The organism is Planococcus lenghuensis, from assembly GCF_001999905.1.
Classification (GTDB): Bacteria; Bacillota; Bacilli; order Bacillales_A; family Planococcaceae; genus Indiicoccus; species Indiicoccus lenghuensis.
Window position 1 is genome coordinate 1,822,625 of the sequence record NZ_CP019640.1, and the last position, 23,734, is coordinate 1,846,358.

A 23,734-nucleotide genomic window follows, 5' to 3' on the forward strand; every position below is an offset into this window, starting at 1 on the left:
TTTCTTAAGGAGCTAGTTAAAGCTCTCCAATATTTTGTTTGTAATAAAAGAGAAATAACAATGCCGTAAACCGAAAAAAGGGGATTCAAAATGACCAATCATGTGATTTATAGAAAAGCAGTTGAAGAGACAAAAAAGAATTGTATCCGTTAGCAAAAAGTTTGGCGACAAGTTTTGAAGTGAATGAGGTAGACTTTTCATCTGTGTTCAATGCTCTATTAGAAGATAACAATACAGATTTGCTCGTTGCTGAATTGAATCAACAGCTTATCGGATATGTTTTTATTCTCCATCACTCCGCTTTTTATGCGAATGGTGTGATTGGCTGGGTTGAAGAATTGTTTGTGTTAGAGGAATATAGAGGCCGGCACATAGGAAAACGATTAATGGAAGAAGCGGAGAACTTGTCAAAAGAACGAGGGGCGAAATTAGTGGCTTTAGCTACAAGAAGAGCCGCTGAGTTTTATAAGGCACTTGGCTACAGTGAATCTGCCACATACTTCAAAAAGAATTTTTAATGAAGAGGTAAAGAAGCAGAAGCGATTAAGTGCTAACTGCTTCTTTCTACATTGGGTGCAACGCCCGAAAAGAAGTACTTACATACGAACACGGATTACTATGTAATTTCATATCCTTTTTTTATTCGGCATTAACGGTTCCTTGAGTTGAAAGGAAGCGATGAGATAATATAGCCCTGGCAGGACAATGATAAAGCCAATTCCAGCATAGACATGCCGAATCGGTAATGTTAAGAAAGGCAAAGAGGCAAACAGGATTCCGATCGGCATGGTGACCCGGAAGAACAGCAAGCGGACAGCGCTCAGCTGTGCAAGTCGGTCTCTCGGCGCTTCGCGCTGGAAAATGGCTGCGCTTTGGGCATTGAAAAGAGGAAATAAGATGCCACCCATCAATTCACACATCCATGCTGTCGGGACGGAGTAAACGAAAAATAACAGCATGAAAGAAAGTCCGCCGCCCATTAAACCGATGTACATCGTTTTAGGGTTTTTCGGCAGCTTGGTCAAAAGAAGCATGCCCAACACATACCCGATGGGGAAAGCTCCTTTAAAAAGACCGTATTCCCATGCTTCGGCTCCGAGTTCTCCCCGGATGAATGGAACGCTCAAGACGAGTGTCGCCCCTACTGCAAATTGAACAGTGGAAGACAAGAGAGTTAACTGAAGAAGTTGCGGGTGACTGAAAAAACTCCGGTATCCCTCTTTCATTTCAGACCACCAGAATTTCCTGGACCAAGCCGATATCTTTTCTCTGCTGGTCGCCGGAATCCGGGACAGTGCCAGGAAGCTGATAAAGAACAGAAATGCCGAAAAACCGTAAATCCAGTGCATAGGTAGGAGCAGCAGCAAAAGCGAGGTGATACCTGGAGCAAGAAAACTCATCAGCCGGAGCGTCCCGTCCAGTAAGCCATTTGCATCCGCCAATTCGTCTTCTGTGCAGATTTCCGGCAGCAGTGAAAACGAGAGACTGGCGAAAATCGGCTGGAGCAATCCTAAGATACATTGCAGGATCACTAAACCGCTAATGATCACGGTATCCGTTCCAATCCAAACACCGATTAAAGGCAGCAGGTAAGCACCGGCACGGATCAATTGGATATTCCTAAGCATCTTCTCTTTCACAACATAATTAAGAAAAGGAGAGCTGATGCCTTGCAGCACGATCGAAGGCAGGAAATAGACGAGCCAAAGAATTCCCATCCACTCCCGAGAACCTGTCAATTCATATAACAGCAACCCGTTGATGATGGCACCTGCTGCGCCGCCAAATTCGGAAACGATTTCGCCGGTCCATAGTGATTTGAAAGAATCCGAGTACTTCTTCACAGATTGGTTCCCAAATATTGTGACAGCTGGCCTGAAAAATTTTCAATTTTGCCGGGGTTAATGGAATAGACGCCTTTCTCAACCCTTATGAACTTTGCGGCTTTTAATAACGCTAGCTGGTGGTGGAGAGTCGTTTTCGAGATATTGAATTGGGCACTCAATTCCTGCAGCGACAGAGGGCCTTTCTGAAGCTGGAAAAGTAGTTTCAGACGCAGCTCATCTCCTAACGCCTTATGGCCCCGGATCAGATCACTTGATGGTTTTCCGGGTTCCAATAAATAATCTTCCCTTACTGGGTAAAAGAACAGTCTGGTATCGGAAGTGCGAATGGTCAGTACCCAAGGACGGTAAGAGACCTGCGGAATGAGTTTGACCGACCAAATGGAGGGCTCCGGCAAATAATCAACGCCCCCTGTCACCCGGTCGATCTCCGTTGATGGCTTTTTATCGTCCAAATGCTTGTGCTGATTCTGTTCGAACGCGAGTGCCTGCAGCCATTTTCCCCAGTCCTCTTTAGCCGACATCCAATCTTCCCATTCTTTAATTACCTGAATGATCAAATCACAGATTTCTGACTGGTCCAGCTGATACAAATGACGAATATAACCCGCTAAATAATTATGGCCGTCAAACAGGCTGGCATATTCCTCCCACACTTCTGTATAGCCCGGACTTTGCGCTGCCTCTTTCCGCAGCGATTCAGATTGCCGGTCATGATAGGGAAGCAGCCAATCATAAAAAGTTTCTTGTTCGGGAGCGACAAGGAAATTCGAAAATTCTTGAACGGAAGCAGCGCTGAATTGATTTTGCAACAGGAGCATCCCATACCAAAGATTCGTTTCTTCAATTCTTTCAAGCATTTTGACCAATGAAGCAGGCATAGTTTCTTTGTCGGCTGCCCATTCTTCATCCATTTCAAATGTATGCCTCAGCTGTTTGTAGGTATATCCGGCAATCCCCATGATCAGTTCCCAAACCGGTGACTGTTCCACTTCTATGGAAATGGTCTCTTCAGGTATTGTGGAATTCATTACTTTCATTGCGTTTCCCCCTTTTCTAGGTGTTTTAATTCTATATCATTAGAATTGTATATTCAATAAAAATAGAATTTTTAATGCCAAATAAAACGAAATACCAGAAAGGCTTTTAAAAAATAGCAAAAACATCAGGAAAGAGTTTTGAATCCAACACGTGGTAATAAGTCGGAGGTTAAAATTAGTAAGGTATGGTAGTAAGTGTGGATATTTTCATGGCAGGAATGATTAAATAAGAAGAAAGATAAAGGGGTAATCCGAAAAACAACGGATTGATCACTTTGTTAATCAAGGCCGACTTAATAGTAATGCCATAAAAAGAGTAGAGGACATTAGTTATTGAAGTGACAGATACAAACCAAGGAAACTGAGAAGGTCCATATGAAAGATGAAACCGCGATCAACGATGTAACGAATTCAAGACGAAATTAACGGATAAAGAAAAAGAGAAACAGAATAAGAGGAACAGGAAGGAAGATGAAACCCTTGGATTACATCAATAAATTAAGGTCAATGGTTGGAAAAGAAAGAGTCATCATGGTAGTGGCTGGTGTGTTCGTTGTGGAACACGAAAATCGGCTCCTCTTGCAGCAGCGCACTGATACGGGAACATGGGGAATCCCAGGCGGCTTCATGGAATTGGATGAGAGTATCCAAAACACGGCCAGAAGAGAAGTCACTGAAGAAACAGGTTTGCGTCTGGAACAGCTCGAGTTATTCGGTATCTATTCCGGCCCGGCATATGACAAAACGTTTGCTAATGGAGATGAAGTTTCATTGGTTCAAGTATTATTTACTTGCACAGCATACTCCGGAGACTTAATCAGAGAAAATGAAGAGTCATTGAATAACCGGTTCTTCGGATTAAATGAGCTTCCTGAAAACATTTTTTCCGATCATAAGATTTTCCTTGAAGATTTCCTCTCGAAACCCGGGTTTCCGATCGTAAAGTGAAAATGATGAAAGACTGCACTAGAATTTCAGCGGTTTGGTTCCAGAAAGTTACACACAAGGCAAGGAAGAATAAAGAGGATGTGTGTAGTTCTTATTTCCTGATCGCTGTCACCACTTCGCTTCCGGAAGCGATTTCGGTATTGGTGGCACTCAGGCTCAACAACGCTAATGTTGCCCTTAGTTCTATTTTAGGAAGCGATATCTTCAACATGGTCATTCTCACGGTTGCCAATCTGTTTACCTGTAAGCCCTGTTCTTGCAGCTGCATCAGAAACGCATCTTACCATTGCGATTGGTGTAATTGTCATGTCCTTACTCGCATTGTAAACGTTGCGCAGAAAAAAGACATTTTCTGCTTGGAAGTATGCACTTCCGGCAGTTCTGATTCTGCTGGTATACTTCACGGCTTCTTATTTGAATTTCATTTACTGAAAAACACCGGGTGAAAAACCGGAAAGTGAAGGGAAGGTTATGCTCTGTACAGATTTATGTATTCTTCATACGGAAAGAGGTGTGTGTTCGCGGGCATGAATTTGGATGACTGTTTCCACCCAAAAGAAGAAGCCAGCTATGTTGCAGCTGGCTTCTTCTTTCTTCTTTGGTATTTACTTCTTGGCAACGAGTTCAGCTTGGATGATGTAGCGATCCGGTGCAGGACCAATATAGTCAAAGGGGTAACAAGTCGATAAAGTAAGAGTAGCTTGTTCTTTTTCGACGATTACCGTGCGGTCTTCTTTATGAGTGATCCACGTCTTTCGGACCTGGTAGTCATAAGTGATACCTTCGTATTCAACATATAAATGGTCTCCGGTTTCAATTTCATCCAAGTTTTTAAAGACCGTATCCCGGTGACCAGCCAGAACGACATGTCCATTTTCAGGAGGTGTTACCGTCCAGGTACTGTCATACATTCCGACACCTTTTGTTAAAGTGTCTTCATCTGTACCCCAGAATACCTCGTATTGACTGCCGATTTTCGGGATTTCAAGTTGCCCGACAGTTTCACCCGTTGTGTGATTAGGCTGTACCGCTGGCTGTACGGGTTTTTCTTCTGCAGCAGAAAAGCTGATTGTCTTTTTGGCAGCGGTGCTATCCCATCCAGGATGGTCCTGTTTAAGCACTTCCGGCTGGTAGGAGACCGCTTCGCTTTGCTTACTCCAGGCAAGACTGCTGAACAGAAGGATGAATAGGCCGCACACAATAAGAAGATAACCAGTCTTTCTCATATTTTCTGTCCTTTCTTAATTACAGAGCCGATTGTTCTTTTCTGCCAAATACCAGTAATCCGCCAATCAGCATTAAAGCTCCGCCAATAAGTATGAAAAGTGGAAGCGATGTAGATGTCTCTGGCAATTCACCACCGACGTCTTCAATTACGTTCATTCTGTCGGCAAATACCCATTTGTCTGCTTCGTACTTATAATGGATGGTGAGCGTTTCATCTCCGTAAAGTTCGCTTTCAATATCTTGTGTCAGTTTGTAATGATCATCAGTGATTTTCGTCAAAGTATAGTCCCGGTCCGTATCAAGTCCGGGCGGGCCATCCTTTGGTTCTAAGTATAATTGGCCGTTTTCCTCGAAATACCATGTGTCCACATAATAATCAGCGAGCGGCCAGGTCATGATGGAGCGGAGCTCAAAGTTCAATGCACTTTTTGAATCATAGTTAACCACTTCCCAATCGTCAGTTGTCTCCTGATACAAAAGCTCTTCAAATTGCTGCTCGAGTTCAATTACCGGGGGTTCACCATGTGATTCGGCAAAGGCCGGGATTTGGAACACCGTGAACAGCAGCAAGGCAACGAGCATTGAAGAAAGCGCTTTCAAATATAAAACCTCCTTTTGTGTAATACTTTACCTCTACCACTGTAGCCATACGTTAAACATAAATTATAATAAAACTTGTTTTTTTATAGAAAGAGAGGAGGGACCTTAATTAAATACCACTTTTTAATTTACCGCATATGAAAGTGAACTGGCGCATTAAGAAAATTTTGGATATAGTAGAGAGAAATACAGGTTGTATAAAAGTTTCGGAACGGGAGTTTAAGACAAGAGACCCTGATGGAATCCAACTTTCATAGACAAACAGCTTATGCTTTCAAAGAGATTAACTTGCCGTTCAGGAAACCGCTAAAGCCAGGTGGGTAGATTTGCTCCGTTAAGAGTCGTACGGAATACATAGACGGGGATGTGGAGATGAAAAAAGTACCGGGGATTGTCCGGTACAAAGGGATTGCGTGCTTAACCGTCGCTGAGAATGTTGCAGCTGGAAAAACGAGAGTTAATGGCGGCCTGAGAGGTATCAAAAAAGCGGTGAAACCGTTCAATAGACTGAATTACGTTTAAATGACGGGAAGAAGCGCGGTTTTTCGTGTAAAGGCAGCAATCAGGACTGAGTGCAATCACACTACTCATTAAGACGGGAAACTAAGGAATGGAGAGAGCCCGAGTGGAAGAAAGTAAAATCGATGAACTTATTGCATGGATGAAATCGATCCTGTTCGCTCTGCTGGTTGTGCTGATTTGTCAGGAATTTTTCTTTACGCCGGTTATAGTGGAAGGCAGTTCGATGCTGCCGACATTCCAGGATGACAACCGGCTGATCATCGCAAAGACCACGACAATCGACCGGTTTGATGTCATCGTGTTTCACCCGACGGGATCAGAAGAACTTTATATAAAGCGCATAATTGGCATTCCCGGCGATCATATAGCAGTGAAAGACGGCAGTTTATTCGTTAACGGGAAGCTGCAGGAAGAACCTTTTGTAAATTTGGCTAATGAAAACGTGATTGCAGGCAAAGCGACAGGCGATTTCTCACTGGAGCAGCTGACAGGAAAAATGGAAGTGCCTGCGGATCATTTCTTTGTGTTGGGAGATAACCGATTCGACAGCACAGACAGCCGGATAATCGGATTTATACCGGAACAATCCGTTGTTGGAGAAGCCAAGCTGACATTTTTTCCGTTTCCGGAAGCAGGCTTTATAAACCGCTAAAATCAGAATGGACGAATTGCGCTTGGGTATTTTACAAGCGTTTTTGTTTGTTTTTTTAATTATTTTTGGAAAAACCGATACATCAGTTTAATTTGTTCGTCTGTTGAAGTGAGAGGGGGCGGCGTGATGGAAGAGGAGATCGAACAACTGTACAGGGAACACAGTGATGCAGTTTATCGTTATTTGTTCCTGCTTGTCCGGAATAAGGAAACGGCTGAGGATCTGACGCAGGACGCGTTCTTCAAAGCATTCAAACGCCTCAGCAGCTACCGGGGAGAGGCGTCGGAAGCGACATGGCTGATGCGGATCGCCCGCAATGTAACGTATGACCATTTCAGAAGAAAGCGGATTATCCGGTTTTTCAGCTTTGAAGAAGACCGGCATGATACGGAAGATCTCGAGACGCCTGAATTCTCAGCACTCCGGAAGGAAGAGGCGGAAGAATTATACGCTGCAATCAGCACACTGAAACAGGATTATAAAGATGTAATCATCTTGCGTAAGGTTCAGGAATATTCCATTAAAGATACCGCGTTTATTCTGGGCTGGACGGAAGCGAAAGTGAAAACGAAGCAGACGCGCGCACTCGACGCTTTGAAGAGAGCGTACGGGAGGAAGGGGGAATTTCTGAATGAGCCGGTCAAATAAACCCGATGAGTTATTCAAGGAACTGAAGAATGTGGAACGGTCGCCACAGGCACGGGCGGATACACTTGCGCGGCTCCAGCGCCGAATCGCCCACCGGAACCGGCGCCATTTTGTGCCGGTATTCATGACAGGAATTCTCGTGCTGGCCGGGATTCTGTTCCTGACACTGACGCTTACAGATAACGGTTACCCAGGAACAGGAACAATGGGGGAAGACGGGGAAGATGTCCATTTCGACTTTATCGGAAGCGGTGACGGATGGACAGTTGAGTATGAAGTAACGCATACCGAAGACGATGACGGACGTGTGCGGGAATCATGGCGATACATCCTCACGTACCAAGGTTTTGACAGACCTGTAGAGATCGATTATGAGATCCGGCTGCCACAGAACAGGACAAGCAATGGTGAAGGCGTGGAAGTCGGATTGGATGGAACTGTCACCAGATCAGGGAGTTGTGTATGCGATCTGACCTCTGAAGAAGATCCTCTTGAGATTACCATTTCATGGAATGATCAGACGGCAGACTTTGATCTGACGCCGCATTATGTCGACCCGCTGCCCCTTGCAGGTAACGGAGAGAATTGGTCATTCGAATATACGCCGGATGATTTCGGGGAAGAAGACCGTATGGTATTTACGTATATCGGCGAAGGAGAACCGCCTGAAGAGTTTAATTATCAAATAGGAGAAGGTGGAACTTCCGGGAATGGCATTTGGCTGACGGATGGTCAGTACAGCAGCGGAGGCGGTTGCGGAGCATGCGAAGTCTATAACCAGTCCAACGAAGTGGAAATTAAGGTCGATTGGAACGGGAAAACCGAGTCGTTCAGAGCCTTAACACAACAATGAGAGAGGGGCAGCCAAAAGAGCGACCACTTATCAAACCTGGAATATCAGTCGATTCGTGTACCCATTCAGCACCGCGTTCGGCGGTGCTTTTTTTACACTGCTAAAACAATAGATCTCGCAGTGTAATTATTTTGCTTCACGTTGAGAAAACCTTTGTTTATCGTTTGGCTTTCAATTTTGCCAAGAAATACACGACACCTGCCACAACTACTACCGGTATAACAGCAAAAGCAATCGCAATAATAAGAACTGTTTCCATATAATTACCTCCTTTATCTTATCCTACTATAGGACAGGAGGGTTTTTAGGGAATATTCTAATATTTTTTTGGGTTTTCCCTTAAAAAGGAAGTTTCCATATGTTAGGATGAAATTACCATAAGCCTGAGGGGGAGAAAAATTTGAGGAAAATAATATTTGCCCTTACATTGACTGCTGGTGTGCTCGCTGGATGTTCAGCTGGAGCCGATGAGACAGCCACAAATGAAGAGAATGATACTGTTGATGTAACCCAGGAAACGGCCTCTGCGGAGGTGGCAGGCACTGGTAATGACGAAATAGAGACAGAAGATGAGGAAGTAACCGATGAGCAATCTGGAGACGAAGAACCCTTAGAAGAAGCAGAGTCAGAGAAAGAACTGTTTTCCCATGAGACCACTTATTATCGGCCGGCCATTCCGGATAACAGCATTACACCGGAACAATGGCAAGATTTGAATAGTGTGGCTTACCTAATGCCGGAAAAAGTGGAAGATGCGCAAGTATTTGCTTCATTGGAGGACTATTTGGCATCATTGAGAAAATCGTGGCAGCCGGAATCGGATTTCCGGCAGGAATTGCCGAACAGCCAGTTTGAGGAAGATTCCAATCTTGCCTTATCGGCGAATGTGTATTTAAATCATTTTGCGGAGGAAGCCGCAAATTTAGGCATCAAAAACGAAATCGACGCATTGAAAGAAGCGGCGTTTACTCTCCACCGGAATTTCTATGGATCTCATCAGGAGAAACTGAACGAAACCCTTCGCCAGGATTTTGAACAGCGCTTAAACCACGTCACAGATCTATTGGAAATAGAATAACTTCTGATTTGTCGCCGAGTTATCTAAGCACTGGACAAATTCTTGAACAGACCGTTAATTCAAATTCGAGTTAACGGTCTTTGTTTATTGGAAAGGTTTTTACTTTTCCAAGTACCTGTGATGCTGTCAAAAGACCAAATGGAATTTAAGATTGGGGACGGTACAATCGTAGGATGAACTTTTGTGGAATAAAGAGCAACCTCCTCTTGATGAAAATTGCTCCTTGTTTTCCACTGAAACTCCTATCTCAAGCTCAACACTTACTTGTCTAGTCTTTTTTCCAATTGATTTACCTTTTTGAATAAGATTACCAATGCAATGGTTATTCCAATCGGTAGAATCCAAGCGAAAATAGAACCAGCAATCATCATAATAATGGCTAAAGAATCCATTGTTCACCCTCCTTTATTTAGCATTTCCGTTCATTGTGAAACGATGAGTCACTTCTTTGGAAGACTCAGGTATCTCCTGATTTAGTTATTTTTTACAATCTGAGCTTACCATACACATGAAGTAATTTAATAGAAACATATTCACTCATCTTTCGTCTGATGTAAACAACTGGTGCATACAGAATGAACTGAGAGTCCTGTGTCGATTCTTAGGAAAAGAAAGGATGAATTTATTGAAAAAAATCATTCCCCTAATTTTCGTTTTGCTATTGACCGCTTGTTCAGAAACATCAGATATCCGTTCGACACTTGAGGAACTTGAAGACGAAAACCTTGAAATGATTTTCAGTGAATTTGAAGTACAAGGTCTTCACTTGTCTGAAATCGAAACAATGGAGGGAATAAAACTTAAAAACAGCAATAAAAAAGTATTTGAATTTGAAGGAGGACATGTAAATATATACAGCTTTCCATCCACTCACCAAAAAGATGCGGGAATGGAACAATTGAGAGAAGAATTATTGACGGTTGACGTGCCCGCTTCGCCAAAAGATGCGGAGCTTCCAATGACGATTGTATTTATCCTACCTCACTTCACGGACTCAGAACTTATGGAGAGATTAAATGCAATTGTACAGGGTCTTGAATCGGAGGCAGAAAAAGAATCTTGAACAAGTTTTTGCCAAAGCTGACTCGTAGTGCTTAATAAGGAGAGTCACAAACCCTTTACGAAAATCCAAGCGAATAGTTAATATCTTCGGCATAATAAAGTGGAGCAGTTAGTAAGAGGAAAACGAAGAATAGTGCTTGTCAAATAACAAGGGGGGAAATGAGTTGAGATCGATTTTCCTGGTGATTGCTTCGGTTCTGTTGGTGAGTGGATGTGCGAATGGTGAAAAATATAGTTTTTCAGGGAGTGATGAGAATTGGAGTGTCGTTTATACAGTAGAAGTATCAGACGGAGTTGAGCAACAAACTTCAGGTGTCATTGAATATATAGGGGAAGGTAAAGCTCCAGAAACGATTGATTACAAGATTGAATATAAAATTGAACAAAGCGACTATCAATCATATACAGCAGGTGACCGTGGCGAGACGTCTCCTTTAAAAGGAGGAGTTTTGAAATTTGAAGGTACAACGTGCGGGAACTGCGCAATCATTCAGAAGGATGAAGAGATTCTGGCGGAAATAGGGTGGAGCGGGAAAAGTGAGGAAATGGCATTAATAAATATTCAATGATATCGCCTTTGATGCTATCTTTTTTGCATGATATGACAAGATTCTTTCGAGTTTACTGACAATAGTTCAAGACATTTTACCAAACAATGTCCCAGAAGAAAGAACGCAAAGAAAGGTAGTTCCCTTCTGCTCCTAAAAACAAAAATCCCCATACCATCAGAGAGAATTGGATTTGGAAGAACGCAAGAACACCTTTGCAGAAGATGAGTGTGATCCATACATTCCAAAGAGAATGCAGAACCAACGTGCTGTGCGCTTTTTAGTCATCTTATGTCTGCGATATATGAAAAGGGATCAACGTTATATCTGTAAATCGGTTTTGCCAGATACAGATTCCGGTAACCATCAGAAGCCTTTTTTCAGCTATGGATTTGTTGAACCAGGTGAAACATGGGCTTGAAGTGCTTTATAAAGATTGATAGTCTATACGCCTCATCTCGGAGAGGGGAAAGGGGAGCAACTGTTTTCTGGTTCAGCTAACGTCCCCCAGTTGCTAGCGCGTCCAATCGAATTTCCCTGTTTCATTTTCCCCGCCTGCATGTTCAATGGCTGTAAGGATTATTGGTTCATCGCCCCTTTCTCCATAGGAGGCAAAATATTCTTTGTCCTCTTCGATCAAGTTCCAGACCATAACGTCTCCTACTACTATTTTATAGCGATCAGCTTCGGTTCCAACTCGCGAGTGCGGATTGTAAGCTTTAATCCAGTACTTTTCATAATCTGGAGAATGTCCTTTTTCCGTTATGAAAAGCATGGAACTATGGGATATATATATGATTCTCTGCTGAAAATCACCAGTACTAGAAGAAGTGAGATGAAGAGAAACAGAAACAAAAATTTTTTCATTATTTTCCTCCTTATTACTTAGTGGATGTCGTTTAGGTTTGATATAAATGCCTTATATGCATGGTGGTTAAGTAGAAGGGCTATGGCTTCTGAAGGTAACAACCGGTTAATTGACTGCAATATTTACTATAAAAACGCAGGGTGCCTTGGAAGAACAATCCCCGTTATAAAGCCTTCTGTCTTGGAAGGCTTTGCCCGGCTTAAATTTTAAAATACAACATTCATTCCTTGGGTTAAGCGATTCCCCAAAAGTCAGTCGCATATAGAGAAACAAGCAGGAAAGTAAAGAAGACCAATTGGCTGGCTGTGAGAATGTAGGCTCTCGGATTTTTTGCATATTTCCATTCCATGACAGCTTGTACAACACCGGAAGCAAAACCGAAAATGACAATCAAAACAAATGGCTGTAAAAATAAGATGGGCTCTTGGGGCAGCCTAATGATAGTAATGATATATCCGACTATAAGCATAACAATACCAATCCATCTAATGGTCCAATCGATTTTTGCGTGTGTATCATTCGCGTGATTATAAGAAAAGACTTTTGCTTTTTCCACACCTAACCACTTTCTCATGACTGCATTGAATATGAGCATGAGCAATACAACAACAGCCAGCAAGAGGAATAACTCCCCTAGGAACGCGGAGTCAGCTCCATACATATAATCTCCTCCATTTACGTGGTCGTTAAGTTGGAACCCTGATCTTTCTGCTTTTTGTATATATCTAATAATTTCTTGCTGATTCGAAAAACATGTAAAAGACCAATTGTCTGGCTATAGCTATTATGCTACAGTGAATGGAAACAAAATACCAACTATCAAGCGATACGGGACACCATAGACAGAAAATGTGACTTTCGAAGAACAAAACCATGCAATGAAACGAGCATAGCAGGGAGGAGATGTATTATCCGGAGTATCACTGTACTAGCAGTTATTCTGTTGCTGGTTGCAGGTTCTTATTTCTTGTTTTGGAACCATACCAGCGTTCCTGAAACGAGTGATGTATCTGCAACCATCCAGAGTTTTTCGACTGAACCGATGGAAATCATGGCAATTGAAGAAGTGGAAGAGGATTGGGTAGCTTTCTTCAAGGATGATAAGCGGATGTATGTCGGTTTGCTGAAACGAAATCTGATCGGTCAATGGCGATTGGCAGACGGACTCGGAAATGAAGGGCCGATTGGTGAAGTGCTGCTGAAAAAAGATAATCAGGCAAACGGCATTTCATGGGGGGTCTCCGGATTATCCAAGGGAGATGAACGGTTATACAGTTTTTACTACGGCTCCATTTCGAATCCGGAAGTGGATGAAGTGCTTCTTTCTGTCGGCGGACGCAAGGCTGAAGCCGTTCAGTTCATCGAAGGTGAAAAAGACCGTTTTTTCTTTTTGAGAGAGACCGAAAAACCGGTGCCCTATGAATTCACAGCGATCGCAGACGGGGAAATCATTGATACTGAAAGCTGACCATAACAAAAAGGAGCTCGGGAAACCAAGCTCCTTTTTGCTGTTTCATTCCTTGACTATTAATCATGGAAGTCATCCGCATTCGGTTCATCTCCTTTGCGGGTGTAAATATGATAAACAGTATCAAATCCGCCTGCACCGCCGTACCCGCCGCCAAAGTTCAATCCCTTCGTTTTGAATTCGACGCCATCGTTTCTCAGTTTTTCCAGCATGGCAAAATGTTCATCGACGCTGGGGGTTGTGTGGAATAACTCCCAGCGGAACAGTGAAAATTTCTTTAATGCATTTAACATCTCGGGTTCCTCCTTTTCAGAAAAGAATGGGTACGGTACTATGCAGTTTCTATATTTTTTGATTGTCATCCTGTTCGGGTTTTTCTTTAATTTTAGTATACACGTTTATTTGAATTTTTTGTAAATATACTCCCGGAAGATAAAGGGGTATGTTTCCGGCCCGCTGCAGAAGGTAACACAAAAACAGCCGCCCATCCGTAGTTGGATTGGCGGCTGTTATTTCAGCATTGATGGAGTTTATTCGGTACCTGTGTCTTCGTCATCGTCGTTCTCTTCGTCTTCCGTCCCGAGCACTTCGCCGGTATCGCCGTCGACTTCCACTTCTGTGACGCCTGTGTCGGTCGTGATGTCAAATGTGAACACGACAACGCCGTTTTCTTCATCGACATCCACTGCTGTTACATCACCGGCAACTTCTTCGAGTGCGATTTCCTGAGCGTCAGCTTCAGTCAGTAGAGCCTGTTCAATCAGCTATTCTTTTGTCGCTTCGGATTCCTCATCGTCTTCGCCGTCTTCGTTTTCTGTCCCGACGATTTCACCGGTATCGCCGTTGACTTCCACTTCTGTGACGCCTGTGTCCGTCTTGATTTCAAATTCGAATATGACGGCGCCGCCTTCTTCTTCGACTTCCACTTCCGTTACATCGCCAGCAGCTTCACCAAGTGCGATTTCCTGTGCCTCGGCTTCAGTCAATTGGGCCTGTTCGATCAATTGGGACTGCGATGCGGCCTGGGCGCTGCCCGGCAATTCGGTCCCTAGGTAGAAAAAGGCCCCTCCTGCTACTACTGCTGCGACGCCACCGGCCATCAATGGTTTTTTTGTGATTTTCATAATGAAATTACCTCCTGATTTAGATTGAGCATTTGTACATTTCCTATGATACGTTTTAAAAATGAAAGAAAAAGGATAACCCCATGAGAACTTGATGTGGATTTCTCATGAAACTCTCATGTTCATTTCGTGTCAGGGAACACCGGAAAACGATAGAATAAAGAAAGAAGAGATTGGAGCTGATGAAAGTGAATCCGGAAAAGGTATTGCTTGTGGAAGACGAAGCGAATATCGCGCGTTTCGTGCGCCTGGAATTGGAGCACGAAGGATACGCAGTTACGCTCGCGGCAGACGGGGAGGAAGCGTTGGAACGATTCAATGAACAGGACTGGGACGTTATTTTATTGGATTGGATGCTACCCAAACTGGATGGACTGGAAGTATGCCGACGGATCCGCAAGACGAGTGACGTACCTGTGATCTTGCTGACGGCCCGGGATTATATCGGCGATAAGATTGCGGGGCTTGACCGCGGAGCGGATGATTACATCACAAAGCCATTCGAAATCGAAGAATTATTCGCCCGGATGCGCGCAGTGAGCCGCCGCCACCGCGCCGCAATAGAAAAGAACCGGGAAGAAAAACTGAAAATCGCAGACCTGGAAGCCGATTTGCGCAGCCGGCAAGTCGTCCGGGGGGGAGATTCCATTGAATTGACGCAACGGGAATTTGATCTACTCGTGTTCCTGATGCGCCATCAAGGGGAAGCACTCAGCCGGGACTGGCTATTGTCAGCTGTCTGGGGCTATGATTTTGCCGGGGAAACGAACGTTGTCGATGTCTATATCCGGTACTTGCGCAATAAACTTGACCGGGATTACGAACCGAAATTGATCCATACTGTAAGAGGAATCGGCTATATTCTCCGCACCTCTTAACCACGATAGAAACGGAGGAACGCTGCATGCCCCGGAAGCAAAACCGAAAACAGAAAAGAGGAACACTCGTCTATCAAGTGACGTCGTGGTATATCTGGTACTTTGTGATCGTCTTGTTCATGATCGGCCTGATTGTGCTTGGCTCAGTCGGTTTTTTCTTGTACGAGCGGATCCAGCAGGAACAGGAATTGCTGGAGGCCCGGCTTACTGAGCTGACTGCAACTGAAGAAACGGTGAACTTACAGGAACGGCTCGATGCCGTATTGTACCCGGAATATGCGGAATATGCCGTGGAGATCCGGCTGGACGATGAAGTGCTGGCCCGGTCCCGGGGCTGGGAAGATATCGAAGAGGACGGGGAACGGCTGAATTTTTTCGGACTGAATCAATTCGTGCTGCAGGAAAGAGACGACCTGTTTTATACCGACACGTTTCAGCTGGAAGTGAACGGGGCGCTTGCACTTGTGGAAACGGGCAGTGAAGCGGATGACGAAATGGAATTTTTCGTGTTATTGTTTCAGATCTTGCTTTATACAGGAATCATCAGTCTGCTTATCGGCTCGTTCGTGATTTACCGGCTGACAGCAAGAAGCCTGAAGCCGTTATCGACAATCACAGCTGCTGTTGCTGCACTGGGAGGGACGGACGATTTGGAAAAGCGGATTCCGGTTCCGGCAAAACCGGGCGAACTGACGGAACTCGCAACGGTCTTCAATCGGCTGCTGCATCAATTGCAGCAGCAATTCGAGCGGGAGCAGCGCTTCGTATCCGATGCGTCCCATGAACTCCGGACACCGCTGACCGCGTTCCGCGGCCATTTGAAGCTTTTGAAACGCTGGGGCAAAGATGACCCGGAGATATTAGTTCAAGGCCTTGAAGCGATGGACCAGGAAAGCACCCGGATGGAGCGGATGGTCGTGCAATTGCTGACGCTCGCCCGCACCGGCCATACAGAAACAAAAAAAGAGCCGTTGAATTTGAGTGCACTTGTGAAAACGGTCATCGCACAATGGCCGGCTTCAGAAGATGTCAGCGTGGCAGCGGAGGTTGGGGAAGGCATTACGGTAACGGGGGATGCGGAGCAGCTCCGGCAGGTTGCCGTGATTTTGCTGGAAAACGCCCAGCGCTATACGGAAGCAGGCAGCATAACCGTCCGGTTGATAGAAGACGGGACAAGTGTCCGGCTTGAAGTGAAAGACACCGGCATCGGCATCGCACCGGCCGATCAAGAGAAAGTATTCGACCGCTTCTACCGGGTCGACAAAGCCCGCTCCCGCGTATCCGGCGGTACAGGACTCGGGTTGTCGATCGCGAGCGAATTAGTCGATCACCACCAGGGGGACATCCGGCTCGAAAGCGAGCTTGGCAAAGGCAGCACCTTCACGGTCGTGCTGCCGAAATGACTTATCTATAGAAGAAATTTACTGACGGCTCTGCATATTGCAGCCGTCATTTTTTCATTAATGGGGTCCAGAAGAATAGTTAGCCGAATACGTTTAACCGGATAGCTGCTGAGGGAAGTAGATAGAGACTCTACTATAGGGCTTTGCGCATGACCGCAAATTAAGTCGTCTGTACTATTTAGAAATAAATTTTGCAAAAAGTGATCTAAATTCATCGCCCTTGCGTTTTGTAGGTGTAAGACAGTCACAGGCAGATAAATAACACCAAAAAACGCGAGGAGGAATTTTATTCATGAATATTAAAAAAGCGAAGAAAACAGCGGTAGCCGTCCCATTGAGCTTGGCATTACTGGCATCAGCCGGAGCAGGTGCGGCCGGTGCAGCAGGAAACGATGATGCAGCGAAGATGACAGCGCCGACAGTCGAGACACCGGCGACGGAATTGCGGTCGACATTGAGCCAGCTGCTCTCCACGCATTTCATCTACCAGACAGAAGTGGCAGTTGAAGCGTATCATCACACGAAAGAAGGCGGCCCGGATGGCGCAGGACTTGAGGAAGCGGAAGCTCAGCTTGAGATGAATTCCGAACAGCTTACTGCCGCAGTTAAATCCGTTTATGGCCAGGAAGCGGCTGATGCATTCGCGAAAATCCTTGACGGTCAATATGACGACAGTGCGGCATACGGCATGGCGGTAGCGAATGAAGATGCAGAAAAAATCGCCGAGCTCAAAGAGCAGTTGCTCGTGACGTTCCCGACGAATCTTGGCACATTGCTGAGTGATGCAACAGGCGGCAACCTGCCGAAGGAAACCGCGATTTCCACCTTGAGCGAACATGAGAAAGACGTTATCGAATTCCTGAACTATTCAATTGAAGGGAATTACGATGAAGCGTACGCGGAATTCAGTGAAGGTTATGACCGAATGTTCCAGACCGGCACAGCACTTGCCAGCGCGATCGTGACCCAGATGCCGGAGAAATTCAATAACACAGAAGCGGTAACACCGGCTGCCGATCTGCGCGCGACATTCAGCCAGCTGCTCGGCGAACACTTCTATTATCAGGCAGCGACTTCCGTTGAAGCATTTGAAGCAGCCGATGGGGAAGGCAGAGAAGCTTTTGAAGCGGTCCAGGAAATGCAGGAAGCGAATGCAGAGAAAATGGTTGCCGCAGTGAAGTCACTGTACGGTGCTGACGCAGCAGCCGCATTCCAGGAAATTTTCTCGACCCAGTATGAAGACAGTGCGGCACTCGGTGAAGCAGTCGCTGCCGGCAATACGGAAAAAGTGGAAGAAATCACGGATCACCTGCTGAACACGTTCGCAGTTGACCTTGGCACACTCCTGAGTGATGCAACAGGCGGCAACCTGCCGAAAGAAACGGCGATCCAGGTATTGCAGCAACATGAACAAAGCACGATCGATATCTTGAACAGCTATGCGGCTGGCGATTACGAAGCGGTATACAGCACATTGACTGAAGGCCATGCGCTGATGTTCGCCATCGGAAAAGCATTGTCCGGCGCAATCGTGACGCAGATGCCGGAGAAATTCTCGGCTGATATGCCGACTATGCCGGAAACGGGCATGGGCGGAACTGCCGATTCGGCTGAAATGGCGTGGCTGCTGTGGGCGCTTCCGGTACTTGCCCTTGCTGGCGGTCTTGTTGTTACACGCAGAAAAGAAGAAGCACAGTAAAGAATGCAGGAAGGAGGAGGGGAATATTCCCCTCTTTTTTCTAATAAGGAGTGGACTGGATGAATCGATTTGCCAAAAAGTTATTCCTTGTCTATTGTTTATTTCTTCTGACCACTCTCACTGATAACCCCGGATTTGCAACAAATTTCTCCCCGATAGAAAATGGGCCCACCCATGAATTTGTTCAAGCGGAAAATTCTGAAGAACTGCTGCAACCGGCATTGCCTGTAAAGGAGCACCCGGATGAGACAAAGACCGATGCGCTTGAATCGGCTTCGAAAGGACAGCCCGAAACCCGCGCTGAACCTGAAACGGTCTATTCGGGCGTTACACCTGCAAGCATTGAACTCCCGGCGATCGGTGAAGAGGCTGAAGTGATTGAAGTGGGGCTAACCGAGGAAGGGGCGATGGAAGCCCCGTCGAATATCTACCAGATCGGCTGGTTTGCGCCTGGCACGAAACCGGGAGAGCAAGGGAATGCGGTGATGGCCGGCCATGTCGACGGTGAGACAAGCCCAGGCACATTTTACAACCTGAAAGAATTGGAGCCGGGAGATGAAATCCGCATCACCGGAACAAACGGAAAAGAGCTGACATTCATCGTCACCGACAAAGAATCCTATGTGCCGGATAAAGCGCCGTTGGAAAAAATATTCGGGGCCAGTTCAAAAGCGCAATTGAATCTGATTACCTGCACTGGTGTTTTCAACAGCCGCACCGGTAATTATGAGGAACGGCTTGTTATTTACACAGAGTTGTCTTCAGACCCATAAAGAGGATTCTGTCCGGTTCGAACAAAAATGAAAGAAGGTTATTTCGTTTCCTGGTTTTTCAGGAAACGCCTACTAGAAATCCGGAAAAAAGGAGATGTGCAATGGAAAGGGTTTCGGATACTCAACTCTATCAACGAATCCAGGCGCAAGACCGGGAAGCGCTGGAGCAACTTTACGACCGCTACGAAAAAATTCTATTCTCTTTCCTGGTCAAAATGACGGCGGATCCCAATTTGGCTGAAGAAGCGATGCAGGAAGTGTTTATCAAGATCTGGCGCGGCGTCGGCAAGTATGATGAAAGTAAAGGGAAATTCACATCGTGGTTATTTACGATGAGCAGGAACGCAGCCATCGATCTGATCCGGAAACGGAAACAAGGACAAGTATCAATCGAAGAATCCGGCGAACTTATTTCCCATGAACCGTTAATGGATGAGAAAATAGAGTGGAAAGAAAAGAAAAAAAGCATCGAGACTGCTGTCAGGTCTCTTTCAAAAGAGCAGCAGCAAATGATTCAGCTGTTTTACTTCAAAGGCTATACGCATGAAAAAATCGCTGAAAGCTGCGGCTTGCCGCTTGGAACAGTCAAAAGCCGGATCCGGCTTGCGTTAGTGAAATTGAAGAAAACCCTTGGTCATCTGCAAGAGGGGAGGGCTGCACATGAAGAATCAGGACTGTGATCGTCTGATTGATTATCTGGAAGATCGGTTGTCGACTGAAGAAAAAAAGGAATTTGAAACGCATTTGCAAACATGCACAGACTGTCAGGAAGTGATTGAACTAATGGGCGACCTCCCTTATCTCTCCGAACCGGCCGAGCCATCAGAAGGGATGAAGTCCCGCGTGCTGGGCGCTGTATTTGAAGAAGAGCACCGGCCTGCTGCCACGGAACGGGTTGTCACGAAGCGAAAGAAAAGGAATTGGATGGGCCTGTCACTGGCGGCCGTGCTGTTCGTTTCACTGCTCGGGAATATCTACGCGCTCACGTGGCTCACTGAAGGAACAGAAGAAGCGGTAGCACTTGAAGAAATCGGGCTGGAACCGAACGGCTCATTCACCGGAAATGCTGCGGTCTCTATCGTAAAAGGGACAAACGAGGAATTGACGCTTACAGTTGAAGCGACGGAACTCGAGCCTCTCCAGGGAGATGCGATTTACCAAGTCTGGCTGATCGCTGACGGTGAACCGATGCCTGCCGGTTACCTCTCTCCTGATTCAACCGGAACAGGGGTGGCGCTCTTTACACTGGGACAGGAATTGGATGCCTGGGATACAGTGGCCATCACGCGGGAACCGCAATACGGCAATAAACTGCCGGAAGGCGACATTGTTTTGAGTGCGCCGCTGTAAAAAAATCTTGAGCAAGCTATCTTCATTTAATCTGATAAAATAAAACACCTTCGAGATGATACACTGAAAACAAGTGTAGAACCCGAAGGTGTTTTTTATTCATCGTGGGTTCCTTGAAAAGTTAAAGAGCTTTGCAGATGATGGAAAGTTAAGAATGAAAGTCAGTCTGCAAAAAAGGCGGTGTAAGCTTCTTGCGGCATTCCAATTAAGGGAGGTTGAAAAAATGAATGTGGAATTGACGCGATTCAAGGTGAAACAAGGAAAAACGGCACAAGTGGATGAATGGATGGAGTTCCTGAGAGAAAATATGGACGCTGTTCTGACGACGCTTGAAGGGGAGAAGATGTATGTGGAGACAATTTTCCGGGAAGAATTAAATGGCTCCGAGTACTTGTACTGGTATTCAGTCCAAGGAGAAGCTGGCCAAGAAGTAGAGAATTCCGAACACTGGATTGACAAACGGCATCTGGCGTATTGGCATGACTGCATTGACAAGACGTTCGCTCCTGTTGATCTGAGGACAGAGGCGGTCATGATTCCGGACAAAATAAGGAGTCAAATGAAATCCTGAATAAAATCTTGAATAAAATCTGATTTGTGCAGAAAGAAATAGCTGGTTTTCAGGAGGAGGGGTGCAAAATGATAAATGAGTTCTTGAAACGACTATTTTATCTGCAGACAGACCAGAGTCCGGATAGCAGGTACCTCTTAATTCCTCGAGAAGAAATGAATGAGACGATTAAAAAAAGAATAATGGAACTTGAGAGGCTTGCTGAGGAGTGCAGGGTAGACCTTCAAACAAAGTACTATGCCGTTTTCGAAAAGCAGGGGAAGCACAAATTGAGAATTTGGGTTTGCGGGGATATCGATGGAGACGAAGAAGATGAGCTCACTGGGACGGGATTGTCTGGAGAAGGAGTACCGCCCCGTCTTGTGATCGACTATGATGGACCTAAATACGATGAGGATTTCTATGCCGATGTCATATACCTCTGGCACCGGAGCGGCGCGAGCAGGAATGCAAACGGCGCCTTATTTAACAAAGCGGAATATGAGTTGAACGAAGAGATTGAAAGGAAGCTGAACGAGTTACTGGGTCAAGCTTTAGCCCGTTAAATTGATCGCTATTGGAGGAAGCATGATGGATTCATTGGTTATGAGCCAAATCCGTACATTAAATGCCAAAGGAATTCAGACGGAGATCTTGCAAAACGGCATCGAACTGCAGCAGAAATGGGAAGAGGTCTTTGCCGGGAACCTCAGCAAAGGGCAAAAACAGAAAATTCTCTTCAAGATATGCATGTGGCATATTTTCAGTTATGAAAAAATGAAGCATATAAGCGGGCAAGCGGCCGAAGGAGCATTCAATCAATTGAAAAAAGGGAAATGCTTCTTGTTTTTTCACGATGCAGAAGAGACCATCTTCATGGAAAATGCAAATTCAGTGAAAGCAAAAGATTTGCATGTACATGGGCAAACAGAGCTTTATATGGTTGACGGGAACTTCTCCTGGACGTTTGTTTTAACACACGAAGCAGATCTCGGACCTTATTTTTGCAAGCCAGACAATGTTGGAGGTGAATGATCATCAAGGAACGGCTGAATCAACTGATAGACCAGCAGGAATTCTCAGGTTCGGTTCTGATTACATGCGGGAACCATGTAACTTACACTGCCAGTATCGGAATGAGTAATTATGAACTAGATGTCCCTAACTCTTCAAAAACGAAATACCGGATCGGTTCGATTACTAAATTAATAACTGCCACAGCAATCATGCAACTTGCAGAAAGGGGACAGCTCAGACTCGATTCATCAATCGAATACTATATCCCCCAGTATCCGGCTGGCAGGCAAATCAGCATCAACCATTTACTCACGCACACTTCAGGAATTCCGAATTTGACAGCTTTTCCTGATTTCATGGAGTGGGTGAAGAGTGAATCCACGCTTCGGGAAACCATTGATCGTTTCTTATCCAGGCCGCTGGAGTTTGTCCCGGGAACAGCATATGCCTATTCCAACTCCGGCTACATTTTGCTCAGCTACATACTTGAGAAGATTACAGACCAGACATACGAAACGTATTTTCAGGAAAATATTTTCGATCCTCTGGGAATGAAGAGTACAGGAGTGGATCGGCAGGATTCCATTATTGAAAACCGGGCTGCCGGTTATAATTTGGCAGACGGGCAGTTGGTCAATGCACCGTATATCAATATGAGATTGCCCGCCGGAGCGGCTTCTTTATATTCAACAACAGGAGACTTGCATTTGTTCAGCGAAGGGTTTTTCAATGGAAAACTAATAAACGAAACGAGCAGGAGAAAGATGATGAAGAAGGGGTTCGGAGACCATGCACTCGGCTGGATGGTCAAGCGTGACAAATCCGAGTTGGTGGCACACCATGGCGGCGGAATCCATGGATTCAGCGGAAACTTTATGAGATACACTGATTCCAATGTCACTTTTATTTTGTTAAGCAATGTATTTTATCCGAAACAAAAGATGGAGGAATTCAGCAAACAACTTGCAGATCATTTCTTTGCTGATGGTGAATAATTTTAGCGCTTCAGGAGCACGGATGAATGGAGGAGTTAGATGAAGAGGAACAGAATTTAACTCCTGCTGCTTGCCTTATTGCTAATCTTGACAAGCTGCGGTACCGAAAATACCGGCGACTATGCGGGACAGCTCCATATCACCGGGTTATATCGTGGCTAAAGGTGAAGGGGACAATGATCTTCTTGTGGTGGGTTCGGAAGGGGAAGAGAGAAGCGATGGACACGAAAGCCGCATAGATTATAATGCTCTTTAGGCATACGATTCATCGGAAGAAATCGACATCGGCCAACAAGTTCAGGTATGGGTGAAAGACGGTGAAGTGGAACAATCCTATCCCGGTCAGGCGGCGGCTGGCAAAGTGGAAATCATCCCCGCTGACACTCCGGCGGGTGCGGCGTTGTCAGAGGCGGAAGCGCTTAACAAGGCATTGACTGAAAATAAATTTACTGACGCGGTGCTCAGTGTACAGGAATTGTCGTACGATCCAGAGCAGTCGTCGTGGACCATCCGGTTGATTGGCGGTATGAATAATGAAGAATACAGCATCCAGGTGGAAGATGGCGAAGCAGGCCTTGGGCAATAAG

The 23,734-nt window shown here is 45.4% G+C and carries 32 protein-coding genes and 1 pseudogene; 23 read left to right on the plus strand and 10 right to left on the minus strand.

Translation table 11 applies throughout. The annotated features are described in order from the left end of the window. Positions 1 to 140 precede the first annotated feature (140 nt). On the plus strand, positions 141 to 518 hold the full coding sequence (locus B0X71_RS09305) for a GNAT family N-acetyltransferase (protein WP_077589148.1): 378 nt from the start codon (positions 141 to 143) through the stop codon (positions 516 to 518). Positions 519 to 626: 108 nt separating this feature from the next. Here the strand turns inward: B0X71_RS09305 and B0X71_RS09310 are convergent, their stop codons facing one another. Both B0X71_RS09310 and B0X71_RS09315 read right to left on the minus strand, forming a co-directional pair. Beyond that, the gene (locus B0X71_RS09310; protein WP_077589149.1) at positions 627 to 1,844 is read right to left on the minus strand and encodes an MFS transporter; all 1,218 of its coding nucleotides are present in this window, start codon (positions 1,842 to 1,844) and stop codon (positions 627 to 629) included. Continuing rightward, entirely contained in the window at positions 1,841 to 2,884 is a 1,044-nt protein-coding gene (locus B0X71_RS09315) for an ArsR/SmtB family transcription factor (protein WP_077589150.1), read from the minus strand. Before B0X71_RS09315 ends, B0X71_RS09310 begins: the two co-directional genes overlap by 4 nt. A 471-nt stretch (positions 2,885 to 3,355) precedes the next feature. Between B0X71_RS09315 and B0X71_RS09320 the strand changes: the two genes are divergently transcribed. Both B0X71_RS09320 and B0X71_RS09325 read left to right on the plus strand, forming a co-directional pair. Then, positions 3,356 to 3,832 (plus strand): NUDIX hydrolase, encoded by a 477-nt coding sequence (locus B0X71_RS09320; protein ID WP_408634128.1) that lies wholly within the window; start codon positions 3,356 to 3,358, stop codon positions 3,830 to 3,832. 5 nt (positions 3,833 to 3,837) lie between these two features. Beyond that, positions 3,838 to 4,278, plus strand: a complete 441-nt coding sequence (locus B0X71_RS09325) for a hypothetical protein (RefSeq protein WP_232336849.1) — start codon at positions 3,838 to 3,840, stop codon at positions 4,276 to 4,278. 159 nt (positions 4,279 to 4,437) lie between these two features. Here B0X71_RS09325 and B0X71_RS09330 read toward each other — a convergent pair whose 3' ends face one another. Together B0X71_RS09330 and B0X71_RS09335 are read right to left on the minus strand one after the other, a co-directional pair. Further along, positions 4,438 to 5,058 carry a class D sortase gene (locus tag B0X71_RS09330; protein WP_077589153.1) on the minus strand — a complete coding sequence of 207 codons (621 nt, stop codon included), beginning with the start codon at positions 5,056 to 5,058 and terminating at the stop codon, positions 4,438 to 4,440. A gap of 19 nt (positions 5,059 to 5,077) precedes the next feature. Next, complete coding sequence (locus B0X71_RS09335) at positions 5,078 to 5,659, minus strand: LPXTG cell wall anchor domain-containing protein (RefSeq protein WP_077589154.1); 582 nt, start codon at positions 5,657 to 5,659, stop codon at positions 5,078 to 5,080. 372 nt (positions 5,660 to 6,031) lie between these two features. Between B0X71_RS09335 and B0X71_RS20900 the strand changes: the two genes are divergently transcribed. The 5 genes from B0X71_RS20900 (at position 6,032) to B0X71_RS09355 (ending at position 9,412) form a co-directional block, all read left to right on the plus strand. Beyond that, positions 6,032 to 6,181: a hypothetical protein gene (locus tag B0X71_RS20900; protein WP_156889837.1), complete on the plus strand. Its 150-nt coding sequence runs from the start codon at positions 6,032 to 6,034 to the stop codon at positions 6,179 to 6,181. Positions 6,182 to 6,269: 88 nt separating this feature from the next. After that, complete coding sequence (gene lepB / locus B0X71_RS09340; RefSeq protein WP_077589155.1) at positions 6,270 to 6,833, plus strand: signal peptidase I; 564 nt, start codon at positions 6,270 to 6,272, stop codon at positions 6,831 to 6,833. 126 nt (positions 6,834 to 6,959) lie between these two features. Continuing rightward, on the plus strand, positions 6,960 to 7,481 hold the full coding sequence (locus tag B0X71_RS09345) for an RNA polymerase sigma factor (protein WP_077589156.1): 522 nt from the start codon (positions 6,960 to 6,962) through the stop codon (positions 7,479 to 7,481). Beyond that, a complete protein-coding gene (locus tag B0X71_RS09350) occupies positions 7,465 to 8,334 on the plus strand; it encodes a hypothetical protein (protein WP_077589157.1) in 870 nt (289 codons plus the stop codon). The genes B0X71_RS09345 and B0X71_RS09350 overlap by 17 nt, the downstream gene beginning before the upstream one ends. A gap of 400 nt (positions 8,335 to 8,734) precedes the next feature. Beyond that, positions 8,735 to 9,412, plus strand: a complete 678-nt coding sequence (locus B0X71_RS09355) for a membrane lipoprotein lipid attachment site-containing protein (protein WP_077589158.1) — start codon at positions 8,735 to 8,737, stop codon at positions 9,410 to 9,412. Between the two features lie 260 nt (positions 9,413 to 9,672). On the opposite strand, the gene B0X71_RS21560 is transcribed toward B0X71_RS09355, so the two are convergent. Beyond that, positions 9,673 to 9,804 carry a hypothetical protein gene (locus B0X71_RS21560; RefSeq protein ID WP_269750107.1) on the minus strand — a complete coding sequence of 44 codons (132 nt, stop codon included), beginning with the start codon at positions 9,802 to 9,804 and terminating at the stop codon, positions 9,673 to 9,675. Positions 9,805 to 10,037: 233 nt separating this feature from the next. Between B0X71_RS21560 and B0X71_RS09360 the strand changes: the two genes are divergently transcribed. From B0X71_RS09360 to B0X71_RS20905, 3 genes are all read left to right on the plus strand, one after another. Next, on the plus strand, positions 10,038 to 10,475 hold the full coding sequence (locus B0X71_RS09360; protein WP_198038720.1) for a hypothetical protein: 438 nt from the start codon (positions 10,038 to 10,040) through the stop codon (positions 10,473 to 10,475). Between the two features lie 163 nt (positions 10,476 to 10,638). Beyond that, positions 10,639 to 11,043, plus strand: a complete 405-nt coding sequence (locus B0X71_RS09365; protein WP_077589160.1) for a hypothetical protein — start codon at positions 10,639 to 10,641, stop codon at positions 11,041 to 11,043. A gap of 172 nt (positions 11,044 to 11,215) precedes the next feature. After that, on the plus strand, positions 11,216 to 11,443 hold the full coding sequence (locus B0X71_RS20905) for a hypothetical protein (RefSeq protein ID WP_156889838.1): 228 nt from the start codon (positions 11,216 to 11,218) through the stop codon (positions 11,441 to 11,443). Between the two features lie 93 nt (positions 11,444 to 11,536). Here the strand turns inward: B0X71_RS20905 and B0X71_RS20910 are convergent, their stop codons facing one another. Further along, the gene (locus B0X71_RS20910) at positions 11,537 to 11,674 is read right to left on the minus strand and encodes a hypothetical protein (protein WP_156889839.1); all 138 of its coding nucleotides are present in this window, start codon (positions 11,672 to 11,674) and stop codon (positions 11,537 to 11,539) included. A gap of 448 nt (positions 11,675 to 12,122) precedes the next feature. Continuing rightward, a complete protein-coding gene (locus B0X71_RS09370) occupies positions 12,123 to 12,551 on the minus strand; it encodes a DUF4181 domain-containing protein (RefSeq protein ID WP_077589161.1) in 429 nt (142 codons plus the stop codon). Positions 12,552 to 12,833: 282 nt separating this feature from the next. Between B0X71_RS09370 and B0X71_RS09375 the strand changes: the two genes are divergently transcribed. Then, the gene (locus tag B0X71_RS09375) at positions 12,834 to 13,358 is read left to right on the plus strand and encodes a hypothetical protein (protein ID WP_077589162.1); all 525 of its coding nucleotides are present in this window, start codon (positions 12,834 to 12,836) and stop codon (positions 13,356 to 13,358) included. A gap of 59 nt (positions 13,359 to 13,417) precedes the next feature. Here the strand turns inward: B0X71_RS09375 and B0X71_RS09380 are convergent, their stop codons facing one another. The 3 genes from B0X71_RS09380 to B0X71_RS09390 all read right to left on the minus strand — a co-directional run bounded on the left by B0X71_RS09380 (position 13,418) and on the right by B0X71_RS09390 (position 14,482). Next, positions 13,418 to 13,651: a hypothetical protein gene (locus B0X71_RS09380; protein WP_077589163.1), complete on the minus strand. Its 234-nt coding sequence runs from the start codon at positions 13,649 to 13,651 to the stop codon at positions 13,418 to 13,420. Between the two features lie 237 nt (positions 13,652 to 13,888). Then, positions 13,889 to 14,122, minus strand: a complete 234-nt coding sequence (locus tag B0X71_RS09385; RefSeq protein WP_332309476.1) for a PepSY domain-containing protein — start codon at positions 14,120 to 14,122, stop codon at positions 13,889 to 13,891. Then, a complete protein-coding gene (locus B0X71_RS09390) occupies positions 14,123 to 14,482 on the minus strand; it encodes a PepSY domain-containing protein (RefSeq protein WP_077589165.1) in 360 nt (119 codons plus the stop codon). A 182-nt stretch (positions 14,483 to 14,664) separates the two neighbouring features. Between B0X71_RS09390 and B0X71_RS09395 the strand changes: the two genes are divergently transcribed. The 11 genes and pseudogenes from B0X71_RS09395 to B0X71_RS09450 all read left to right on the plus strand — a co-directional run. Beyond that, a complete protein-coding gene (locus B0X71_RS09395; RefSeq protein ID WP_077589166.1) occupies positions 14,665 to 15,360 on the plus strand; it encodes a response regulator transcription factor in 696 nt (231 codons plus the stop codon). Between the two features lie 26 nt (positions 15,361 to 15,386). Continuing rightward, entirely contained in the window at positions 15,387 to 16,763 is a 1,377-nt protein-coding gene (locus B0X71_RS09400; protein ID WP_077589167.1) for a sensor histidine kinase, read from the plus strand. Positions 16,764 to 17,055: 292 nt separating this feature from the next. Next, positions 17,056 to 18,462, plus strand: coding sequence for a hypothetical protein (locus B0X71_RS09405; protein WP_077589168.1), 1,407 nt, complete (start codon positions 17,056 to 17,058; stop codon positions 18,460 to 18,462). Positions 18,463 to 18,521: 59 nt separating this feature from the next. Beyond that, positions 18,522 to 19,235, plus strand: a complete 714-nt coding sequence (locus tag B0X71_RS09410; protein ID WP_077589169.1) for a class F sortase — start codon at positions 18,522 to 18,524, stop codon at positions 19,233 to 19,235. 101 nt (positions 19,236 to 19,336) lie between these two features. Further along, positions 19,337 to 19,915: an RNA polymerase sigma factor gene (locus tag B0X71_RS09415; protein WP_077589170.1), complete on the plus strand. Its 579-nt coding sequence runs from the start codon at positions 19,337 to 19,339 to the stop codon at positions 19,913 to 19,915. Continuing rightward, positions 19,896 to 20,585, plus strand: coding sequence for an anti-sigma factor (locus B0X71_RS09420; protein ID WP_077589171.1), 690 nt, complete (start codon positions 19,896 to 19,898; stop codon positions 20,583 to 20,585). Before B0X71_RS09415 ends, B0X71_RS09420 begins: the two co-directional genes overlap by 20 nt. Before the next feature lie 223 nt (positions 20,586 to 20,808). Beyond that, the gene (locus B0X71_RS09425) at positions 20,809 to 21,156 is read left to right on the plus strand and encodes a DUF6176 family protein (protein WP_077589172.1); all 348 of its coding nucleotides are present in this window, start codon (positions 20,809 to 20,811) and stop codon (positions 21,154 to 21,156) included. 68 nt (positions 21,157 to 21,224) lie between these two features. Beyond that, on the plus strand, positions 21,225 to 21,701 hold the full coding sequence (locus tag B0X71_RS09430; RefSeq protein ID WP_077589173.1) for a hypothetical protein: 477 nt from the start codon (positions 21,225 to 21,227) through the stop codon (positions 21,699 to 21,701). A gap of 25 nt (positions 21,702 to 21,726) precedes the next feature. Beyond that, positions 21,727 to 22,170, plus strand: a complete 444-nt coding sequence (locus B0X71_RS09435; protein WP_198038721.1) for a DUF4275 family protein — start codon at positions 21,727 to 21,729, stop codon at positions 22,168 to 22,170. Next, entirely contained in the window at positions 22,167 to 23,147 is a 981-nt protein-coding gene (locus B0X71_RS09440) for a serine hydrolase domain-containing protein (protein ID WP_077589175.1), read from the plus strand. Before B0X71_RS09435 ends, B0X71_RS09440 begins: the two co-directional genes overlap by 4 nt. A gap of 274 nt (positions 23,148 to 23,421) precedes the next feature. Beyond that, positions 23,422 to 23,733: pseudogene (locus B0X71_RS09450) on the plus strand (DUF3221 domain-containing protein); the annotation flags it as partial. Position 23,734 lies beyond the last annotated feature (1 nt).

Coding starts and splice junctions, on each gene's coding strand:
- B0X71_RS09315 (WP_077589150.1), bottom strand. CDS start 2,884: ATGAAAGTAATGAATTCCACAATACCTGAAGAGACCATTTCCATAGAA.
- B0X71_RS09320 (WP_408634128.1), top strand. CDS start 3,356: ATGAAACCCTTGGATTACATCAATAAATTAAGGTCAATGGTTGGAAAA.
- B0X71_RS09325 (WP_232336849.1), top strand. CDS start 3,838: ATGAAAGACTGCACTAGAATTTCAGCGGTTTGGTTCCAGAAAGTTACA.
- B0X71_RS09330 (WP_077589153.1), bottom strand. CDS start 5,058: ATGAGAAAGACTGGTTATCTTCTTATTGTGTGCGGCCTATTCATCCTT.
- B0X71_RS20900 (WP_156889837.1), top strand. CDS start 6,032: ATGAAAAAAGTACCGGGGATTGTCCGGTACAAAGGGATTGCGTGCTTA.
- lepB (WP_077589155.1), top strand. CDS start 6,270: ATGGAGAGAGCCCGAGTGGAAGAAAGTAAAATCGATGAACTTATTGCA.
- B0X71_RS09345 (WP_077589156.1), top strand. CDS start 6,960: ATGGAAGAGGAGATCGAACAACTGTACAGGGAACACAGTGATGCAGTT.
- B0X71_RS09350 (WP_077589157.1), top strand. CDS start 7,465: ATGAGCCGGTCAAATAAACCCGATGAGTTATTCAAGGAACTGAAGAAT.
- B0X71_RS21560 (WP_269750107.1), bottom strand. CDS start 9,804: ATGGATTCTTTAGCCATTATTATGATGATTGCTGGTTCTATTTTCGCT.
- B0X71_RS20910 (WP_156889839.1), bottom strand. CDS start 11,674: ATGGTCTGGAACTTGATCGAAGAGGACAAAGAATATTTTGCCTCCTAT.
- B0X71_RS09370 (WP_077589161.1), bottom strand. CDS start 12,551: ATGTATGGAGCTGACTCCGCGTTCCTAGGGGAGTTATTCCTCTTGCTG.
- B0X71_RS09380 (WP_077589163.1), bottom strand. CDS start 13,651: ATGTTAAATGCATTAAAGAAATTTTCACTGTTCCGCTGGGAGTTATTC.
- B0X71_RS09390 (WP_077589165.1), bottom strand. CDS start 14,482: ATGAAAATCACAAAAAAACCATTGATGGCCGGTGGCGTCGCAGCAGTA.
- B0X71_RS09395 (WP_077589166.1), top strand. CDS start 14,665: ATGAAAGTGAATCCGGAAAAGGTATTGCTTGTGGAAGACGAAGCGAAT.
- B0X71_RS09400 (WP_077589167.1), top strand. CDS start 15,387: ATGCCCCGGAAGCAAAACCGAAAACAGAAAAGAGGAACACTCGTCTAT.
- B0X71_RS09405 (WP_077589168.1), top strand. CDS start 17,056: ATGAATATTAAAAAAGCGAAGAAAACAGCGGTAGCCGTCCCATTGAGC.
- B0X71_RS09410 (WP_077589169.1), top strand. CDS start 18,522: ATGAATCGATTTGCCAAAAAGTTATTCCTTGTCTATTGTTTATTTCTT.
- B0X71_RS09415 (WP_077589170.1), top strand. CDS start 19,337: ATGGAAAGGGTTTCGGATACTCAACTCTATCAACGAATCCAGGCGCAA.
- B0X71_RS09420 (WP_077589171.1), top strand. CDS start 19,896: ATGAAGAATCAGGACTGTGATCGTCTGATTGATTATCTGGAAGATCGG.
- B0X71_RS09425 (WP_077589172.1), top strand. CDS start 20,809: ATGAATGTGGAATTGACGCGATTCAAGGTGAAACAAGGAAAAACGGCA.
- B0X71_RS09430 (WP_077589173.1), top strand. CDS start 21,225: ATGATAAATGAGTTCTTGAAACGACTATTTTATCTGCAGACAGACCAG.
- B0X71_RS09435 (WP_198038721.1), top strand. CDS start 21,727: ATGGATTCATTGGTTATGAGCCAAATCCGTACATTAAATGCCAAAGGA.
- B0X71_RS09440 (WP_077589175.1), top strand. CDS start 22,167: ATGATCATCAAGGAACGGCTGAATCAACTGATAGACCAGCAGGAATTC.